General features: G+C 71.1%; 14 protein-coding genes and 1 pseudogene. 7 read left to right on the top strand and 8 right to left on the bottom strand.

Annotation, left to right across the window (positions count from 1 at the left end):
- Positions 1-29 precede the first annotated feature (29 nt).
- Positions 30-461 carry a GNAT family N-acetyltransferase gene (locus ACK4HH_RS08685; RefSeq protein ID WP_409650783.1) on the top strand — a complete coding sequence of 144 codons (432 nt, stop codon included), beginning with the start codon at positions 30-32 and terminating at the stop codon, positions 459-461.
- A 323-nt stretch (positions 462-784) separates the two neighbouring features.
- Here ACK4HH_RS08685 and ACK4HH_RS08680 read toward each other — a convergent pair whose 3' ends face one another.
- Together ACK4HH_RS08680 and ACK4HH_RS08675 are read right to left on the bottom strand one after the other, a co-directional pair.
- Positions 785-1,624, bottom strand: coding sequence for an MBL fold metallo-hydrolase (locus ACK4HH_RS08680; protein ID WP_409650781.1), 840 nt, complete (start codon positions 1,622-1,624; stop codon positions 785-787).
- Positions 1,625-1,633: 9 nt separating this feature from the next.
- Positions 1,634-2,485, bottom strand: a complete 852-nt coding sequence (locus ACK4HH_RS08675; protein WP_409650779.1) for an RDD family protein — start codon at positions 2,483-2,485, stop codon at positions 1,634-1,636.
- A gap of 16 nt (positions 2,486-2,501) precedes the next feature.
- Here ACK4HH_RS08675 and ACK4HH_RS08670 point away from each other — a divergent pair, with 16 nt between their 5' ends.
- Positions 2,502-3,497 (top strand): stage II sporulation protein M, encoded by a 996-nt coding sequence (locus ACK4HH_RS08670; protein WP_409650777.1) that lies wholly within the window; start codon positions 2,502-2,504, stop codon positions 3,495-3,497.
- Positions 3,498-3,608: 111 nt separating this feature from the next.
- Entirely contained in the window at positions 3,609-4,583 is a 975-nt protein-coding gene (locus ACK4HH_RS08665) for a hypothetical protein (RefSeq protein ID WP_409650775.1), read from the top strand.
- 8 nt (positions 4,584-4,591) lie between these two features.
- Here ACK4HH_RS08665 and ACK4HH_RS08660 read toward each other — a convergent pair whose 3' ends face one another.
- The 6 genes from ACK4HH_RS08660 to ACK4HH_RS08635 form a co-directional block, all read right to left on the bottom strand.
- On the bottom strand, positions 4,592-6,427 hold the full coding sequence (locus ACK4HH_RS08660) for an Ig-like domain-containing protein (protein ID WP_409650773.1): 1,836 nt from the start codon (positions 6,425-6,427) through the stop codon (positions 4,592-4,594).
- Positions 6,428-6,599: 172 nt separating this feature from the next.
- Entirely contained in the window at positions 6,600-7,937 is a 1,338-nt protein-coding gene (locus tag ACK4HH_RS08655) for a DUF58 domain-containing protein (RefSeq protein WP_409650771.1), read from the bottom strand.
- A 2-nt stretch (positions 7,938-7,939) separates the two neighbouring features.
- Positions 7,940-8,896 carry an AAA family ATPase gene (locus ACK4HH_RS08650; protein WP_409650769.1) on the bottom strand — a complete coding sequence of 319 codons (957 nt, stop codon included), beginning with the start codon at positions 8,894-8,896 and terminating at the stop codon, positions 7,940-7,942.
- Positions 8,893-10,188, bottom strand: coding sequence for a DUF4350 domain-containing protein (locus tag ACK4HH_RS08645; protein WP_409650767.1), 1,296 nt, complete (start codon positions 10,186-10,188; stop codon positions 8,893-8,895). Before ACK4HH_RS08645 ends, ACK4HH_RS08650 begins: the two co-directional genes overlap by 4 nt.
- Positions 10,185-10,841 (bottom strand): DUF4129 domain-containing protein, encoded by a 657-nt coding sequence (locus tag ACK4HH_RS08640; protein ID WP_409650765.1) that lies wholly within the window; start codon positions 10,839-10,841, stop codon positions 10,185-10,187. The genes ACK4HH_RS08645 and ACK4HH_RS08640 overlap by 4 nt, the downstream gene beginning before the upstream one ends.
- Before the next feature lie 2 nt (positions 10,842-10,843).
- Positions 10,844-11,995, bottom strand: a complete 1,152-nt coding sequence (locus ACK4HH_RS08635; RefSeq protein ID WP_409650763.1) for a hypothetical protein — start codon at positions 11,993-11,995, stop codon at positions 10,844-10,846.
- A 93-nt stretch (positions 11,996-12,088) separates the two neighbouring features.
- Between ACK4HH_RS08635 and mtrA the strand changes: the two genes are divergently transcribed.
- The 4 genes and pseudogenes from mtrA to ACK4HH_RS08615 form a co-directional block, all read left to right on the top strand.
- The gene (gene mtrA / locus ACK4HH_RS08630; RefSeq protein ID WP_409650761.1) at positions 12,089-12,769 is read left to right on the top strand and encodes an MtrAB system response regulator MtrA; all 681 of its coding nucleotides are present in this window, start codon (positions 12,089-12,091) and stop codon (positions 12,767-12,769) included.
- Positions 12,770-12,788: 19 nt separating this feature from the next.
- Entirely contained in the window at positions 12,789-14,408 is a 1,620-nt protein-coding gene (gene mtrB / locus ACK4HH_RS08625; protein ID WP_409650759.1) for an MtrAB system histidine kinase MtrB, read from the top strand.
- Positions 14,395-16,107, top strand: a complete 1,713-nt coding sequence (locus tag ACK4HH_RS08620; protein WP_409650757.1) for a GerMN domain-containing protein — start codon at positions 14,395-14,397, stop codon at positions 16,105-16,107. The genes mtrB and ACK4HH_RS08620 overlap by 14 nt, the downstream gene beginning before the upstream one ends.
- Before the next feature lie 63 nt (positions 16,108-16,170).
- Positions 16,171-16,514: pseudogene (locus ACK4HH_RS08615) on the top strand (hypothetical protein); the annotation flags it as partial.

The following is a 16,514-nucleotide window of genomic DNA, read 5'->3' as shown; positions in this document are numbered from 1 at the left end:
GTCGCTGCACTCCGGCTGATGCGGCGGCGATGGATGCTCTCGACCCGGTAGCCAGAGGTTACGCGCTCGGCGCTCTTGCTCGGCAGCAGGCCGACGAGACCGACTTCCTCGTCGCCGAAGTCGACGGCACCATCGTGGGATCAGGAGAGTTGACGACGACGGAACCCGCCGAGCTGAAGAGCTTGTGGGTCGAGCCTTCAGCCCGTGGCCATCGCGTCGGCTCCGCGATCGTGCGGGCGTGTGAGGTGCTCGTCGTTGATCGCGGAGTCGTCGGGCCCGACGGCCGCTGGCGGCTCGTGATGGGTGTCGGGCTAGACAACCCCCGTGCCGCCGTGCTCTACGAGCGGCTCGGGTTTCAGCGCACGGGGGCGATCTCCACGACTACCTACGACTATGTCGACGACGAGGGTGTCAATCGCACCGCGACCGAGACCGACGAGGAGCTCATCAAGATCTGGTGATCGTTGAAAGCGCCGGCGAGTCCCCACGCCGTCGCGACCCCACACCGACCCGGCCCTGCCGCCGAGTCCTGCGATGCGCCTTCCAGAACTGCGGACGCAGATGAAGCCGGTTCATTTCGATCCGCAGTTCTGGAAGTGCAGCTAGTCGGGACCACCGGATGCGCGTCTGACCCTTTCCGACACCTCGCACGCTTCGAACCGTACGAGGTGTCGCAAACAATAAGAGGCACTGACCACGGGCAGCGGGCAGCGGGCAGTTGGTCGTTCGTCGCCGGGAGCGGGGCGGGCAGAGAGCCCGCGCGGCGGGGGATGCGCGGCTCGCGCTAGAGGGCGACCTCGGTGCGCACGCCCAGCGGCGTGGGCGCGAGCAGCGTCCCGCCCGCGGGCGACTCGAGACCGGCGAACTCGCGCTCGAGAGCGTCGCGGCCCTCGCTGAAGTGCGTCCACTGGTCGACGTGCAACCCAACCACGCGACGCGCGCCGAGCACGAGCGCCGCGGCCCGGGCGCGCTCGGCCGTCAGGGTGAGGGGAGCGTCGATGTCGTCGACCCGAGCTGCTCCGGCGAACAGGATCGCCGCATCCACCCGCCCGTGGCGCGCGGCGATCGCCTCGACGACCGCGACCTCCGAGTTATCGCCCGACACGTAGACGGTCGGATGCCCGGGCGCGGAGAGCAGGAACCCGCACACCGGCCCGAGGCGCTCGGCCCACTCGTCGGGGCCGTGCTGCGCGGCAAGCGCCACCAGCCGCGCACCGGCCGGTGCGTGCGACGCCACGGCCGTGCCCACGACACCCGGGTCGTCGAGCGCAATCCCCTCGTCGTCGGCGAGCCCGATGATGCGGGCGGTGCCCCCGCGGGTGCCGAGGTCCTGCGCCCCCACGGGCGTCGTCACCACGAGCGGCAGCGTCAGCGCGAGATCGCGGCCGCGGTGGTCGAGGTTGTCTTCATGGTGGTGGTGCGAGACGAGGGCGGCGTCGATGCGGCCCAGAGCATCGAACGCCACCGCGGGCGCCGCGGTCTTCTCGAGCGCGTCGGGGTGGTCGCCGTAGCGCTGGGGCTCGTCGAAGGTGGGGTCGAGCAGTAGCCGCAGGCCCGCCCACTCGAGCAGGGCGGTGGGGCCGCCGACGACGGTGACGGCGATGGATGCGGAGCTCGGGTTCATGCTGCGACCCTAGCCGCGGTCAGGAAAACCGTGGGGCAGCGCGGCGAGCGTCGGCTGCAGTTCGTCGAGCCGCGCCCGCTCGAGCCTGAGTGCCGTGGCTTCGCGCTCGCGGCGCAGCGCGGCGACGCCGGCGAGAAAGAGCTCGGGGTCTCCGCCCGGCACGGGCGAGACGTAGAGCGCGGCTTCGGTCGCGAGGTCGCGGGCGAGGCGCTCGCGCGTCGACGCGGTGTGGCCGCCCGCCTGCCGCAAGAACTGGGCGATGCGTCGCGAGAGCGCGTCGGGCATGCGGGCGACGTCGGCGGTGGAAGCCCATTCCACGAGCTCCACCGGAACCCCGTACACGGGCGGCACGGCACTCGAAACCCGCTCGTACTGGCTGTAGGTGCCGGCGAGCAGGTCGCCCAGCCGCTTGGCGCGCGAGTTGAGCATGGCGACCACCACGGCGAGCCCGCCGCCCGTGAAGACGATCTCGAACACGCCGACGAGCGAGCGGATGAACGCGTGGCGGAACGAGATGGCCCCGCCGTCGTCGCGCACGATGCGGTCGCCGAGGGCGAGGCGGCCGAGCGACTTGCCCTGGCTCGCGGTCTCGACCACGGCGGGCAGCAGCACGAGGCCGACGACGACCACGAGGATGCCGACGGCGGCGTAGAGCGCCTCGTCGAGGCCGAGGTCGATCGCGAGCGAGAAGACGCCCCAGGCGAAGAGCCCCGTCGCCACGAGGTAGACGAGGTAGTCGATGATGCCGCCGGCCATGCGCAGAATGACGCTCGTCGCGCGCAGCTCGAGGGCCACGGCTTCGCCCGTGAGCAGTTCGCGCTCGCTGTCGTGCTGGCTCAGGTTCGCAGCAGTGCCAGACATGACATCATCTAAACAGATGGATCTTGACGCCTACTCTTCAGCCCACGCCGCCGAATGGGACCGGCTGCGCGAGTTGTCGCGCCAGCGCCGTTTCGCGGGGCGCGATGCCGATGAGCTCATCGAGCACTATCAGGCCGGGGCCACGCAGCTCTCGGCCATCACGACAAGCGCGGGCCAGGTCTCGCAGGCCGCGACTCTCAGCGTGCTGCTGTCGCGCGCACGACTGCGCTTCACCGGCGCCACCGCCGAGCCGCTCGCCCAGCTGGCCCGCTACGCGACGCGAGAGGTGCCGGCGGCGCTATACCGCATCCGGTATCTGACGATCGCGGTTGCCGTGGCCTTCGTCGCCGTCGCGACGCTCTACGCGGTCTGGGTCGCGACGAATCCTGATGTAATCGCCGCACTCGGCCCTTACGACGAGCTGCGGCGCTACGCAGAAGAGGACTTCGTCGGCTACTACAGCGAGTCGGGCGAGGCGGTGTTCGGGCTGCAGGTCTTCAGCAACAACGCGTGGATCGCCACGCAGGCCGTCGCCTTCGGCATCACCGGGCTGTTCGTGCCCGTCGTGCTCTTTCAGAACGCGCAGGGGCTCGGCATCAGCGCGGGCATCATGACCGAGTTCGACCGGCTCGACGTGTTCTTCCTCAACATCCTCCCCCACGGCCAGCTCGAGATCTATGCGATCTTCGTGGCCGGCGCAGGCGGACTCATGATCTTCTGGGCCTGGGTCTCGCCCGGCCCGCGCACACGCCTGCAGGCGCTCGCCGACGACGGCCGCGCCCTGTTCGCGGTCATCGGCGGGCTCGTGGCAGCGCTGCTCGTGAGCGGCATCATCGAGGGCTACGTGACGCGGCAAGACTGGCCCGACGTCATTCGCATCGGCATCGGCACGGTCGCGCTCGTGGCATTTTTGCTCTATCAGTGGATGCTCGGCGGGCGTGCCTACCGCGATGGCGAGACGGGCGACCTCGACCCGATCAGCCGCGGCGCGCGCGTCGTCGTCGGCGACTAGTCCGCCCCGCTGCAGCACCCACGTCACCTCGGGTGCGGGTGACCTATCATGAAACAGATTTCACCCACCGTGGCCGACCGGAGTCGTGCCCACCACCATCCAGGGATTCTCGTGACCACTTCACTGCGTCGTCGTCCTGTTGTCGCTCTCACGGCCCTGGCCGCGGCAGCGCTCGTGCTCTCGCCGCTCTCCGCTGCCCACTCGGCAGACTCGCAGTCGGTCAGTCTCGGAAACGGTGACACCTTCACCGTGCCCGCGGGCGTCACGAGCGTGTTCGTCGAGCTCACGGGCGGCGACGGGGGCACGGCGACGAGCTCGAGCGGTATCACCCAGATCGGGCAGGGCGGGCGCGGCGGACTCGTCTCGGGAACCCTCGCGGTCGAGCCGGGCGATGAGTTGTCGTTCTTGGTCGCGACGGCGGGCAGCGGGATCGACCTCACGGCCCCGGGCGACATGCTCGCCGGCGGAACCGGTCACCGTTTCGGTGGCGAGGGCTGGGCGAGCGGTGGCGGCAGCACGAGCGCGTCGCTCAATGGCTCCATCGTTGCGGGCGCGCCGGGCGGCGGCGGCGGTGCCGCCATCTGGACGACGTCGGACTCGCTCCTGTTCGCGACCGACGGCGGCGACGGCGGCGAGAGCGGTGGCGACGTCATCGACGGTGCGACCGTCGTGCTGGCGGGTGGAGCCGCCGGTGGCAACACCGTCGGGTTCACCGAAGACGGCCAGTCGGCCAATACCTCGAACAGCAGCAGCCTCGTGCTCGCGTTCGGTGCGGGCGGTGCCGGGTGGCCCGGTGGGGCTGCCGGCGCCAACGACTTCGGCAGCGGAACGCCGATCGAGGTCTACCTCGCGGGCGGCGGCGGGGGACTGCCGTTCGTGGGCCCTGAGCTCGCGAGCTCGACCGTCGGGGTGAAGGCGAGCGCGGAGCCTCGCGACGGATCGGCGACGATCACCTTCACGGTCGTGCCCGAACTGGCGGCGACCGGCGGCGCCGACCTGACCGCGGCCGCACTCGCTGCCGCGCTCCTTCTCGCCGTGGGCGCTGCGGCCGTCATCCGCACTCGTCGGGGCCAACCGCAGCGCTAGTCGACGAACTACGCCTGGCGGCGCGCGGTGCGGGCCATGATGACCACGATCGCGACGATGCCGAGCACGAGCGCCGCGATTCCGGCCCACAGCCAGGGCGAGATGCCCGCAGTGTCGGCAGGCTCGTCCGAGACGAGCGTGACGGGCACACTGACCTCGATCGGTTCGATCGTGTCGGGAACGGGAATGCCGACATTCTCGTCAGGCTCGAGGACGACGCGCACGATGAGGTCGTAATCGCCCGGCGCCACGCCCTCCGGAAGCGCGCCCGAGAGCGAGACTTGTCCGTCTCCCGTGAGCTCTTGCTGGTCGATGAGAATCTCGCCCTCGTTGAGAACAGGGCGAGCACTCCGCTCTGACACGTCGGCAAAGGGAGCGATGTAGTTTCCGAGATCGGGTGTCGTGTCGTCCGGATCTCCGTCGGTTAGTCCATTGCGGCGGTCGTAGTAGAGATATACGACCTGCGCTCGCCACGGCATGTCGCTCCAGGTAGGTTGGCGCGGTCCTATTTGCCCCGTGGTGGGATCAACAACAGTGACGTCCTTCAGGCCGTCAGGGAACATCAGCCTGAGCGCGAGCAGCATGTCAATGTCGGGCAACTGGTTGATGGGAACCGAGTAGCGGTACGCCTGCCCGCCCTCATTGACCGTCTCGAAGAGGCCTTGCACGTTCGTGACCAGGATGTCTTGCAAGATGTCGCGCGCGGGGGATTCGGTCGCGAGCGCGGTCGACACCTCGATCAGTTGCCCCGGCAGATCCGTGATGATCGTTGTGGGCACCGCGGGGGGCGCGATGGTCAGATTCGGGAGCGTCACGAACGACGGCGGCGAGACGATGAGGTTGGGCGGGGGGATGACGATCACCGACTGCACGGTCAGGGCGATCGACTCCGACGTGCTCGAGGCGGCGTTGCCCCGAGCATCCGCGTGCACAATCGACAGCGTGTACGAACCGATGGGCAATCCTGTCGCGGTGCACGACCAGGTACCCCCGACGCTCACGGTCAGCGGCCCGCAGACGGTTGTCGCGCCTGCCGTGACGCGCACGGTGCCCGATGCCTCGGCCGTGCCCGCGAGCACGAACGCCCCCGGCCCCACCGTGAGGGTGGAACCCGCCGGCGTCGTGAACGTGGCGGGTACAGTCGGCCCGGTCGTGTCGAGGGTGTAAGTGGTCGTCGCGGCGAGCGACGTGCCACTCACACCCCCCGCCGTGCGGGTCTGCGTGACGGCCAGGTCGAGCGGGCCATCCAGTGCTCCGGCGACCGAGATGGAGCACGTCCACGTTCCCGCCATCGCGACGGTGGCGATGCAGACCTCGTCGCCTTCGACGGTCAGCCGAACGGTCGCACTCGTCGTTCCGGCGAGCGGCGTCACGGTTCCCGAGATGGTCGGCGACGTGCTCGAGCTCACCACGCCCGTCGAGGCCGAGTCGAAGGCGGGGGGCGAGAGCGCGACGATCGTGCGGCTGACGGTTTCAGCGGGCAATGAGAGTCCGCCCACGTCTTCCATCCGCTGCGCGCCGACGGTTCCGACGAACGACCCGAGGGTCACGTCGCAGCTCCAGGCGCCGTTGACCACCGTGGTCGAGCACGGGTACCCGAAGGCGAACGTGCCGGCATCGATGGTTTCGATGCGCACGGTTGCGCCATCGGGACCGGTGCCCGTCAGAGTCGTGACGGTGGCTCCGCTGGCGGAGTACTGCACGACGCCCGAGGTCGCGGGCGCCGGATCGTCGAACGTGAACGGGGTGTCGACCGCCGCGATCGCCGCGGTCGGAAACACGAGTGCGGAGGCGATGATCGCGACCGCCGAGACGGTGGCGATGCGGCGAACGGGTCGGCGCACGCGCGCGCCTGAATTCGGGTGATGCGTCGGCATGAGCACTCTCTCGGGCGCAGGGGCACCATGGAGTGCCGGGGGATGTAGCGCCAGACTAACCCGAGATGAGGCTGTTTCGACTGCACATGTGCCACGAGTTCTGCAGCCGCCGTTGACCTCCTCGCGACGCGTCGTGCGGCTACAGCCGCCCGGCCGCCTTATAGGCGAGGTACCGGTCGGCGACCGCGGGCGGCAGGTCGAGAGGGGCCGCGCTGACGACGTCACCACCGAGCCGGCGCACGGCGGCCGCGACGCGCTCGGCGTCGAGCAGGGCGCGCTCGGCCGCGGCGGCCCGGTAGACCGATGCGCGCGAGTCGCGCTCACCGGCGGCGTCGAGCAGCGCGGGGTCGGTGACGGCGGCGACGAGCACGAGGTGCCGGGTCGTGAGTTGCGGCAGCATAGCGAGCAGCGAGCGCGTGGCTCCCGGCGATTCGAGCGGCACGCACAGCACGACGAGCGAGCGCTGCGCGGTCATCGAGCGGACGAGCCCGGGCACGGCCGTGTAGTCGGTCTCGATGAGCGCGGGGTCGATGGGCGCCATGGTCTCGACGAGCTTCGCGAGCAGGTCGGCGCCGCGCGCGCCCTGCACCCGCCCGCGAACGCGGCGGTCGAAGACGGCGACGTCGATGCGGTCGCCCGCGCGGTCGGCGAGCGCACTCAGCAGCAGGGTCGACTCGAAGGCCGTGTCGAGTCGAGTCTCGTCGGCGATGCGGGCCGCGGCCGTGCGACCCGAGTCGACGATCACGACCACGTGCCGGTCGCGCTCGGGGCGCCAGGTGCGCACCATGAGGGTCTGCGCGGGGGTGCCGCCCGGCCCCGGCCCGCCCGAGCGCCGCGCCGTCGCACGCCAGTCGATCGACCGCACGTCGTCGCCGCGCACGTACTCGCGCAGGCTGTCGAACTCGGTGCCCTGGCCGCGCACCATGACGCTCGTGCGCCCGTCGAGTTCGCGCAGCCGCGCGAGTCGGGAGGGCAGGTGCTTGCGCGACGCGAATTCTGGCAGCACGGTGATCTCGGCGGGCACGCGGATGCTCGCCTGACGCCCGGCCAACCGCAGCGGCCCGATCGCCCGCACCGTGACCAGCACGGCTCGGCGTTCTCCGCGGCGCCACGGCGTGAGCGCGGTGACGAGGGCGCGGCGCTCCCCGGCGGGAACAAGCACGCGCTGCCGCGTCGGCCGGGCCCCGGCCGACGGCTCCCACGCATCACGGATGATGCCGCGCAGCGTGCGCCGCCCCGGGTTCGTGACGTAGAGCGTCGCACTCGCGGTCTCGGTGAGGCGCACGCGCGCATCCGTCTGCCGCTGCAGGCGCAGGGCGCGCGGCGAGGCGGCCAGCACCAGGTCGACGACCATGAGCACGAGGCAGATCCCGAGCCAGCCGAGCAGCACGAGGCCCGCGGGCACGACGTCGACGAGCGCGACGACGGGCACGACGCCGAGGGCGACGAGCAGCACGAACCAGCCGGTGATGGCCATAGTTACAGCGGCACCTGCACCTGCTGCACGATCGAGCGAAGGATCGTGTCGGCCGAGACGCCTTCGAGCTCGGCCTCGGGGCGCAGCCCGATGCGGTGCCGCCAGACGGGCAGCAGCATCGCCTGCACGTGGTCGGGCGTGATGGCTTCGGCGCCCTGCAGCCAGGCCCAGGCTTTCGCTGCGGCGAGCAGCGCGGTGGTGCCGCGGGGGCTCACGCCGAGCTTGACCGAGGGGCTCTGGCGCGTCGCGCGCGCGAGGTCGACGAGGTAGCCGAGCAGCTCGGCCGACGCCCGTACCTCACCGACGAGGGCGCGGGCGGTCGTGATGTCGTCGGCGCTCACGACGGCGCTCACGCCGGCTGCACCGAGGTCGCGCGGGTTGAAGCCGTCGGCGTGCCGCTGCATGATCTGCAGCTCGGCCTCGCGCGGGGGCAGGTCGAGCACGAGCTTGAGCAAGAAGCGGTCGAGCTGCGCTTCGGGCAGCGTGTAGGTGCCCTCGTACTCGACCGGGTTCTGCGTGGCGGCGACCAAGAACGGGTGCGGCAGCGCGTGGGTCTCGCCGTCGACCGTGACCTGGCGCTCTTCCATCGCCTCGAGCAGGGCCGACTGCGTCTTCGGAGGAGTGCGGTTGATCTCGTCGGCGAGCAGGATGTTGGTGAACACCGGCCCGCGCCTGAACTCGAAGTCGCCCGCCTTGGCGTCGTAGACGACCGAGCCCGTGACGTCGCCCGGCATGAGGTCGGGCGTGAACTGCACGCGCGTGGTCTGCAGGTCGAGCGCCGCGCTGAGCGAGCGCACGAGCAGGGTCTTGGCCACGCCAGGCACACCCTCGAGCAGCACGTGCCCGCCCGTCAGCAGGGCCACGATGAGGCCGCTCACGGCGCCGTCTTGGCCGACGACGGCCTTGCCCACTTCGGTGCGCACGCGCCCGAAGGCATCGCGCAGGTCTGTGTCAGTCATGAACCCATTCTCTCTGTCTGGTCGTCGAGTGCCACGCGCTTCGCCACCTGCCGCTCGAGCTCGAGCAGGCGGTCGCTCAGCTGCACGAGGTCGCGGTCAGAATCCGGTTCGGTGCCGACGAGCAGGGCGCGCAACGACAGCTGGTCGCGCCCCGTGATGCCCGCCACGGCGATGATGATGTCGTCGACTCCGGCAGCGCTGCCCAGTGCGAGCCCCTCGGCGAGGCGGCGCAGGGTGCCGACGCGCAGCGCGTCGAGCGCCCGCAGGCGCGAGCCCTCGCGGGCGTAGAGCCGAGCCCGGCCCTCCATCGTCTCGGTGGTCTTGACGACGACGGGCAGGTTCTCGATGACGACGGGGCCCAGCCGGCGCCCCTGCCAGACGGCGGCAGCGATGCCGACGAGCAGCGCGAGCCAGGCCACCGGGTTGACCCAGCCGGGGGTGAGCTCGGCGATCGTCGGCGTGCTCAGGTCGGCGGGTGTGGGTTGGTACCAGACGAGCGTCGCGTGCTCGCCGAGCAGACCGAGCACGAGGGCCGCGTTGCCCGCGCTCGTGATGTCGCCGTTCTGCAGCGCCGTGCCGGCGCCGAGCACGCTCACCGAGCGGCGATCGATGTCGAGGCTCACGAGCGCGGCACCCGCTTGCCCGGCGTCGAAGCAGGTCGTACCCTCGAGCGTGCTGTAGCCGACTCCGGCGGCGATGATGCTCTCGGCCCGCTGCGCCGCCGGCACTCGGCACCCGGCGTCGAGCGTCACGCGGCCCGCGCCGTCGCCCTCGGGGCTGCCGGCATCGGGGTCGCCGCTGTCGAGCGGCCCCGCCACCAGCGCGTCGATGCCCAGGCCGTCGAGCGCGAGCGCGGTCGGCTCGGCGATGAGGGTGTGATCGGCGAGCCCCAGCACCTCGCTCCACTGCTCTGCGCCGAGGATGCCGCGGGCGTCACCCACGAACAGGGTCGCCCCGGGCCCGCCGTCGACCTGCGACAGGTTCTCGAGCTCGGCGCGCGACTGCTCGAGCGTGCTCGTCACGATGACGTCGACACCCTGATCGCGCAGCACCTCGACGAGCGCGCGCGAGCCTGACGGCGCCGTCTCGCCGGCACCCCAGCGCTCGGCGACGCGGCCGGCGCCGTTGAGCGCGACCATGACGAGGCCGAAGGCCAGCAGGGCGCCGATCGCGACGGCCCAGTACAGGCCGCGCCGCAGCGAGCGGCGCACGGTCGGGGTGATGATCTCGGTACTCGACCCGGCGAGCACGCTCGTGTCGTAATCGACCTCCGGCGCAGTGGTGGTGGTCATCGGGGCACCGTGCCCGCGCCGGTCAGCTCGCTCACGCTCGGCAGCGGCGACGGCGCCCGGTCGATCGCGTCGTCGAGCTCGCGCACGAAGGCGTAGCCCTCGGCGTCGCCCCGCTGGCCCAGGTAGCGCACCTCGTCGAAGCGGTCGGCCGCGCGCTGCAGCGCCGCGGCGTGCTCGCCGAACTGGCGGCCGGCAGCGCTCGCGAAACCGTGGGCTGTGGTGCCCGGCAGCGGTGTGACGATCGTGCGCTCATCGAGCGCTCGCGCGATGGCCCGGTAGCGCTCGGCGATCCCGGTGGCCCAGTCGCCCGCGCTCGCCGCCTTCTCGGCGTCGCGCCGCAGCTGCCGGGCTGTGCGGCGGTCGCGCTCGCCGAACAGCTCGGTTTCGAGACGGCTGCGCTGCCGCCAGCGCGGCAGGCCGTAGATGAGGATCGCCGTGAGCACCGCGATGACGCCGAGCACGAGCAGGATGACGAGCACGAGCGGCGAGAACGCGCCGCCCTCGCCGAAGGTCAGACTGCCGAGCCATTCGAGCACGGCCTGCGAGAGCAGGTCGAACCACGTCGGCTGGCTCTCGGCGTAGGCCGGGTCGCTGAGCTCGTCGAGCAGCAGCTCGCGGGCATCCGGAGCATCGGGCTCGACCGGAACCGCCACGATCAGCGCGCCGCAGATGAGTACGGGTCGGGCGCGCTCGCGCCGCTCGCCCGCAGCTCGACCACGCGCTGCAGCTCGAGGTCGAGACCCTCTTTGCGCATGCGCAGGTCGATGTAGATGAGCGCCGTGGCCGCCGACAGCAGCACTGAGCCGATCGCGCCGACCACCACGGTGACGGCGATCGTCAGCACGTTCGCGCCGAGCAGCAGCCAGATGCTGGTCAGGTCGTCACCGGCGGGGTTGACGAGAACCGTGCCGAAGCTCGCGGCGAAGCTGAACGGCGCCGAGATGACGCTCGAGGCCACCTGCACCATGACAGTGATGAGCAGCAGCGTGCCGAAGGTGCGCCAGAAATGCCCCGTCACGAGCGTCCAGCCGCGGCGGATGGCATCGCGCAGCGGCAGGCGCTCGAGGATGATCGCCGTCGGAACGAGGGCGAGCTTGATCCACAGCCACATGCTGAGCGCCAGGAAGGCGAGACCGCCGACAACGCCGAGCAGCACGCCGATCGCGATGCCCGCGGGCCCGCCGACGGCGATGAGCAGAGCGATGACGATGACGAAGAGGGTCAATCCGACCATGAGTGCTGCCGAGAGCAAGGCCGTCCAGCCGATGAGCGCCCACCAGCGACCCTTGCCGAGCTCGAACAGCTGACGCAGCGTGAGCTTCTCGCCGAGCGTCGCGCGCGAGACCTCGAGCACGATCACGCCGAGCAGCACGGCCTGCGCCACGAGCGACAGCGCGACCGCGATCAGTCCGGTCACGATGATGAGCCCGATCGCGCCCGCCTCGATGGCCGCAGCGTTGTCGACCGAGGCCCGGAACGAGCGGTCGAGGGCCCAGAAGCTGACGCCGAAGGTCAGACCGAAGGCCACGAGCACGACGAGCGCGTTGAGCAGCAGCGCCGCCCCGAACGTCGGGCGCGGGTTGCGCCGCAGCACCTGAAAGCTCGCGCCGAGCACGGTGCCGAAGTCGAGGGGCCGCAGGGGGATGAGCCCGGGCTTGGGTGGCGGCGTCCAGCCCGTGGCGCCCGGGGTGGTCGCGGCGGCAGAACCGGCGTCGCCCGAGGGACCGTAGGGCCCCGCAGCCGTCGAGTCCGGGCCGGATGCCGCGGAGGGATCCCCGGGCGAAGCCCAAGAGGTGGAGTCGCTCACGTGCTGGCCCTTCGTCGTCGCCTGAGGTCTGCTCGGAACGTATGCTGTCACACTCGTCTAGGCTGGGGCCAAATATGAACCGGAGGTCGCCCGATGACCGCGCGCATCCTCGTCGTCGATGACGACGCCGCTATCGCTGAGATGATCGGCATCGTGCTGCGCGGCGAGGGCTTCGATCCTCACTTCTCGTACGACGGGGCGTCAGCGCTCGAGTCGTTCGCGAGCGTCAAGCCCGACCTGGTGCTGCTCGACCTCATGCTGCCGGGCATCGACGGCATCGAGGTGTGCACGCGCATCCGCGAGTCGAGCGGCACGCCCATCATCATGCTCACCGCCAAGAGCGACTCGACCGACGTCGTGCGCGGCCTCGAGAGCGGCGCCGACGACTATGTCGTCAAGCCCTTCAACCCGAAAGAGCTCGTCGCGCGCATCCGCACGCGCCTGCGGCCAAGTACGCAGTCCGATGTCGAGCGCCTGCCGATCGGCGACCTCGTCATCGACGTGACGGGGCACGAGGTTACCCGCGAGGGCGGGCCCATCTCGCTCACCCCGCTCGAGTTCGACCTGCTGCTCGCGCTCGCCATGAAGCCCAACCAGGTGTTCACGCGCGAGATGCTGCTCGAGCAGGTGTGGGGCTACCACTACAAGGCCGACACCCGCCTCGTGAACGTGCACGTGCAGCGGCTGCGGGCCAAGGTCGAGCTCGACCCCGACAACCCGAGCATCGTCATGACGGTACGGGGCGTGGGCTACCGGGCCGGCGCGGCCCGCTGAGCGCGGGTCGGCCCAGCCCATGCCTCCGTACACCTGGCGCAGCCTGGTGCAACGGGCGCGCCAGCTCTGGCGCGGCTCGCTGCAGCTGCGCACGGTGGCGATCACGGTGTTCTTCTCGACGATCGCCGTGACGATCATCAGCGGCTACATGTCGATCAGCATCGCCACCAACCTCTACGAGGCGCGCAAGAGCCAGGCCATCGCCGAGGCCCGGCAAGCCACGGTGAGCGTGCAAGAGCTCTTCGACAGCTCGGTGACCTCGTCGGGAACGATCGACGTCGAATCAGTCAACATCACGGCAGCGACCACGATTCGCAGCGTGGCATCGAGCTCGGGCGGCACGCAGTTCGCGATCTCTCGCACTCCCGGGCAAACCACGGCCGTCACCATGACTCCCACGAGCACCCGCGGTCTCGACACGACGGTCATCAGTGACGAGTTGCGCGACCAGGTCGCGCAAGACGACGGTCGGCTCTACACGCAGGCGGTGACCCTGCAGAGCGAAGTGGGCGACGATCCGGGCCTGATCGTCGGCAGCGTCTTCGAGGTGCCCACGGCCGGGCAGTACGAGCTCTACCTCGTCTACAACGTGCGCGACGTGCAACAGACCCTCGACTTCGTGCAGCAGACCCTCGTCATCGGCTCTCTGCTGCTCGTCGCCACGATCGGCCTCGTGACCTTCCTCGTCACACGCCTTGCGATCAACCCCGTGCGGGTCGCCGCCGAGACGGCCGAGAAGCTCGCCGCGGGGCAGCTCGAAGAGCGCATCCCCGAGAAGGGCGAAGACGTCATCGCCACCCTCGCCCGCTCGTTCAACCGCATGGCCGACAGCTTGCAGCGCCAGATCACGCAGCTCGCGGCGCTCTCGCGCGTGCAGCAGCGCTTCGTGAGCGACGTGAGCCACGAGCTGCGTACGCCGCTCACGACCATCCGCCTCGCGGGCGACGTGCTCTACGAGCAGCGCGACCAGTTCAGCCCCACGACCGCGCGCACGGCCGAGCTGCTGCACGCGCAGGTCGACCGCTTCGAGGTCATGCTCGCCGACCTGCTCGAGATGAGCCGCTACGACGCCGGCGCCGTCGAGATCGACACCGAGCCGACCAGCCTCGTGCGCCTCGTCGAAGAGTCGCTCGAGGCGATCCGCCCGCTTGCGGAGGAGCGCGGCAGCGAGCTGCGGCTCGTCGCTCCCGGCGGGTACTTCGAGGCCGAGGTCGACGCCCGGCGCATCCGCCGCATCCTGCAAAACCTGCTCGGCAACGCCGTCGATCACGGCGAGGGCCGCCCGATCGTCGTCTACGTCGACAGTGACCGCGAGTCGGTCGCGATCGCCGTGCGCGATTACGGCGTCGGCATGGATGCTGCGCAACTCGAGCGCGTCTTCGATCGGTTCTGGCGCGCCGACCCCTCGCGCCAGCGCTCGACGGGGGGCACCGGTCTCGGCCTCGCGATCGCGACGGAAGACGCGCAGCTGCATGGCGGCAACATCGACGTGTGGTCGGTGCCCGGCGAGGGCACGTGCTTTCGCGTGACGCTGCCCCGCGAGCGCGGAGCAACGATCGACCACTCGCCCATCGAGCTGCCGCCCGTCGACCCGCTCGAGCCCGTGCTCGACGGCGGGGCAGGTGATGACGATGCGTGAGCACGCGATCCGACTGCGCCGGCTGCTGCTGGCGCTCGCCGTCGTGCCCGCCCTGTTGCTGACGGGCTGCGTCTCGGTGCCGTTCTCGGGCGGTGTCGAGTTCGGCGGCGAGGTCGACTCGGGCATCGATGTCGATGTCGACGTCGACTTCTTGCCCTCGGGGCCGTCGGTGGGCGCGACGCAAGAAGAGATCTTGCGCGAGTTCCTCGCGGCGACGACGGCGGCGCAGAACAACTACCGCATCGCCCGCTCGTACCTCGCCGACGACGTCGCCGACGTCTGGAACCCCTACGCGAGCACCCTCGTGCGCAGCCGCGAGGGCGCGGTCGAGCGGGTGGGCGAGACCACGCTCACCTACAGCGTGCCGATCGTCGCCGCGGTCGACGAGGTCGGGCGGTACTCGGTGGCCGACGATGCCGCCACGCAGACGCTGCCGCCGTTCCGCTTCGTCGAGCAAGACGGCGAGTGGCGCATCGCCGAGCTCGGCGACGGCATCCTCATCTCGCAGCAGGCGTTCCCGAGCGCATTCAGCCAGCACACTCTCTACTACTGGGATTCCGCCTTCCGCAACCTCGTGCCCGACCTGCGCTGGTTCCCCTCTCGCTCTGAGGTCGCGACGCGCATCGTGCGCGCGGTGCTCGAGCCGCCCACGAGCTGGCTCGGCCAGGGCGCGACCGTCTCGGCGATTCCCGAGGGCACCGCGCTCGCGCTCGCCCCGGTATCGATCACCGCCGGTGTCGCGCAGATCGACCTCACGAGCGAGGTGCTGTCGCTCAGCGATCGCGAGCGCCAGCGGCTGCGCCTGCAGCTGGCCGCGAGCCTGCGCGCGGTGAGCGGCGTCGTGGGCGTGCAGATCACGGTCGACCAGAACGCCGTCGAGATTCCCGAGTGGACCTCTGGCTCGCCCGACATCGTGCCCCAGGTCGATCCGCGCCTGCTGCTGCGCACGGAAGACGCGTTCGGGTTCGCCACCGGCGGCGAGATCGAGCCCGTTGGCACGCTCAGCGCGCGCGTGCTCGAGCTCGACGCCACGGGAGTCTCGCTCGCGCGCACCCGCACGCTCGCGGCCGTGCTCGCGCCCGGCGGGGTGTGGGCCGTGCGGTCGGGAGACACGCCTTCGGTGCTGCTCGACGACCGTTCGGGGCTCATCGCCCCGAGCATCGACGGCTACCAGTTCGTGTGGTCGGTGCCGTCGGGCTCGTCGGCCCAGATCCGTGCCGCCGAGCTCGACGGCACCGTGCACGTCGTCGAGGCGGCACTGCCCGCTGACGCGCGCATCGTCTCGCTCGACCTCTCGCGCGACAACGCCCGCGTGCTGCTCATGCTGCAGGGGGCGGGCGGTCCGCGGCTCGTGCACGCCGCGGTCATCCGCGACGAGGCCTCGGGCGTGCCCGTGCGGCTCGGCGAGCTGCGCGACCTGCCGCTCAACGGCGACACCGCGGTCGACGCCACGTGGGTCGACGAGGTGCGCGTGGCCTCGATCACGCGCAGCGACGAGCAGTCGCTCGTCGAGCTGCACGAGCTCGGCGGCCGCAGCCGACCGCTCGGCCTCCCGCCCGAGCCCGTGCAGATCGTCGGGGGCAACTCCGGAGTCGACGGCATCCGCGTGCTCGGCGTCGACGGCATCGTGTTCGAGCCGCGCGGCTCGGGCTGGCAGAACGCGGGGCTGCGCGCCTCGTTCCTGGGCACGCAGCAGTAGCCGCCCTCCCCAGCGCGGCTCGCTCGCCCGATGCCGTCGGCACCCTCGTGCCACAGTGCGCGCATGGTCGACGCCCGCACCCTTCTCGCCACGGCGCTCGCCGATGCGTGGGCGCTCGTCGCCCCGATCGACTGCGCCGGATGCGGTGCTCCCGATCGCGCGCTGTGCCTGACCTGCGCCCACGCCCTGCGATCGCGGCCGCAGCGCGCGGTGCTCGAGCCGCCCATCGCGCTCGCGCCCGCCGCGCTCGTCCCCGGCCTCGACGCGCCTGCCACCGGGGCGGCGGCGCCGGGCGGCTCCGCCGCGCTGCCGGTCGTGGCGGCGCTGCCCTACGAGGGCGTCGCGCGCGCCACCATTCTGGCGCTTAAGCACGAGGGTCGCACCGAACTCGCGCGCTGGCTCGCGCC

It is taken from the genome of Microcella sp., assembly GCF_046296455.1.
Classification (GTDB): domain Bacteria; phylum Actinomycetota; class Actinomycetes; order Actinomycetales; family Microbacteriaceae; genus Microcella.
Note: the sequence above shows the minus strand (reverse complement) of the source record. Positions and strands in the feature narration are given on the sequence as shown.